General features: G+C 57.1%; 1 protein-coding gene. It reads left to right on the top strand.

The features are described 5' to 3' along the window. Nucleotides 1–82: 82 nt before the first annotated feature. Entirely contained in the window at nucleotides 83–457 is a 375-nt protein-coding gene (gene tnpA / locus Q669_RS19020; protein WP_022990330.1) for an IS66-like element accessory protein TnpA, read from the top strand. The last annotated feature ends 32 nt before the right edge of the window (nucleotides 458–489 follow it).

Below are 489 nucleotides of genomic sequence, written 5' to 3'. Positions count from 1 at the left end.
GTAACCGTCCGGTAATCCCATCTTGAGCCAGGCGCTGCGGCCGTCAGGATAGTGTCCACTTATTTTTAAGTGGACACTTAACATGACCAACATAAGCGTAAACAAGCCCTACCAAAAACGTCGTCGTTACTCCAAAGAGCTGAAGGCTCGTATCGTCGCCGAATGTCTGAGGCCCGGGGCGTCTGTTTCCCGGATTTCGCTGGATAACGGCCTCAACGCCAACATGGTCCGGCGCTGGATGAGCGAAGCGCGAAGGGCGGCTAAAACTCCGGAAGCACCTGAATTCGTTCCGGTCCGTCTGCCAGCCGTAGCGCCTGTGCCGGACACCCTGTCAGTCTCGAATCAATGTAGCACCATCCGCATCAAGATTCCCCGCGCCGGTGGTGCGGTTGTGGTGGAGTGGCCTGCGGAGCAAGCTCATCAGTGTGCGGCTTTGCTTCGGGATCTGTTGGGATGATCCGCATTGATGAGATCTGGCTGGCCACCGAA

This window comes from Marinobacter sp. C1S70 (assembly GCF_000475355.1).
Lineage (GTDB): Bacteria > Pseudomonadota > Gammaproteobacteria > Pseudomonadales > Oleiphilaceae > Marinobacter > Marinobacter nauticus.
Note: the sequence above shows the minus strand (reverse complement) of the source record. Positions and strands in the feature narration are given on the sequence as shown.